The organism is Halomonas sp. A11-A (genome assembly GCF_003182195.1).
Taxonomy (GTDB): domain Bacteria; phylum Pseudomonadota; class Gammaproteobacteria; order Pseudomonadales; family Halomonadaceae; genus Halomonas; species Halomonas alkalicola.
In genome coordinates, this window is record NZ_QGTM01000055.1 from 1 (window position 1) to 1,922 (window position 1,922).

The following is a 1,922-nucleotide window of genomic DNA, read 5'->3' on the forward strand; positions in this document are numbered from 1 at the left end:
GTGCCTGACGATGACCTACTCTCACATGGGGAGACCCCACACTACCATCGGCGCTGAGCGGTTTCACTGCTGAGTTCGGCATGGGTTCAGGTGGTTCACGCACGCTATGGTCGTCAGGCGAAAAACGGTGAATCATGCCGACGTCGAGACGTCTCTTGCGTATCCGGTGTCATCTGTCATCGACAGACCACTTGGGTGTTATATGGTCAAGCCTCACGGGCCATTAGTATCGGTTAGCTCAACGCCTTGCAGCGCTTCCACACCCGACCTATCAACCAGCTGGTCTCGCTGGGCCCTTCAGGAGGCTCAAGGCCTCAGGGAAGTCTCATCTTGAAGGGGGCTTCCCGCTTAGATGCTTTCAGCGGTTATCCTGTCCGCACATAGCTACCCGGCAATGCCACTGGCGTGACAACCGGAACACCAGAGGTGCGTCCACTCCGGTCCTCTCGTACTAGGAGCAGCTCTTCTCAAACTTCCAACGCCCACGGCAGATAGGGACCGAACTGTCTCACGACGTTCTAAACCCAGCTCGCGTACCACTTTAAATGGCGAACAGCCATACCCTTGGGACCGACTTCAGCCCCAGGATGTGATGAGCCGACATCGAGGTGCCAAACACCGCCGTCGATGTGAACTCTTGGGCGGTATCAGCCTGTTATCCCCGGAGTACCTTTTATCCGTTGAGCGATGGCCCTTCCATACAGAACCACCGGATCACTAGAACCTACTTTCGTACCTGCTCGACGTGTCTGTCTCGCAGTCAAGCACCCTTATGCTCTTGCACTCAATGCACGATTTCCAACCGTGCTGAGGGTACCTTCGTGCTCCTCCGTTACGCTTTGGGAGGAGACCGCCCCAGTCAAACTACCCACCACACACGGTCCTCGATCCGGATAACGGACCTGAGTTAGAACGCCAATGATGCCAGGCTGGTATTTCAAGGTTGGCTCCACCCGAACTGGCGTCCGGGTTTCAAAGCCTCCCAGCTATCCTACACAAGCAACATCAGCGTCCAGTGTGAAGCTATAGTAAAGGTTCACGGGGTCTTTCCGTCTAGCCGCGGGTACACAGCATCTTCACTGCGATTTCAATTTCACTGAGTCTCGGGTGGAGACAGCGTGGCCATCATTACGCCATTCGTGCAGGTCGGAACTTACCCGACAAGGAATTTCGCTACCTTAGGACCGTTATAGTTACGGCCGCCGTTTACCGGGGCTTCGATCAGGAGCTTCGCTTGCGCTAACACCATCACTTAACCTTCCGGCACCGGGCAGGCGTCACACCCTATACGTCCGCTTGCGCGTTTGCAGAGTGCTGTGTTTTTAATAAACAGTTGCAGCCACCTGGTATCTTCGACCGCCTCGTGCTCCGGGAGCAAGTCCCTTCACACTAACGCGGCGTGCCTTCTCCCGAAGTTACGGCACCATTTTGCCTAGTTCCTTCACCCGAGTTCTCTCAAGCGCCTTGGTATTCTCTACCTGACCACCTGTGTCGGTTTGGGGTACGGTCCCACTGTATCTGAAGCTTAGAGGCTTTTCCTGGAAGCGTGGCATCGATGACTTCCTGACCGTGGTCAGTTCGTCTCGCCTCTCGGCCTTAGGATCCCGGATTTGCCTGAGATCCCAGCCTACTGGCTTTCACCAGGACAACCAACGCCTGGCTCACCTAGCCTTCTTCGTCCCCCCATCGCAATACAGTGAGGTACGGGAATATTGACCCGTTTCCCATCGACTACGCCTTTCGGCCTCGCCTTAGGGGCCGACTCACTCTGCTCCGATTAGCGTCGAACAGAAACCCTTGGTCTTCCGGCGGGGGAGTTTTTCACTCCCCTTGTCGTTACTCATGTCAGCATTCGCACTCGTGATACCTCCAGCAGACGTCTCCATCCACCTTCATCGGCTTACACGACGCTCCTCTACCGC

Annotated in this window: 2 rRNA genes; both read right to left on the bottom strand. The window is 55.8% G+C overall.

The annotated features are described in order from the left end of the window. Positions 1-2 precede the first annotated feature (2 nt). Positions 3-118: ribosomal RNA gene (gene rrf / locus DER72_RS15935) — 5S ribosomal RNA — on the bottom strand. An 84-nt stretch (positions 119-202) separates the two neighbouring features. Further along, positions 203-1,922: ribosomal RNA gene (locus DER72_RS15940) — 23S ribosomal RNA — on the bottom strand; the annotation flags it as partial.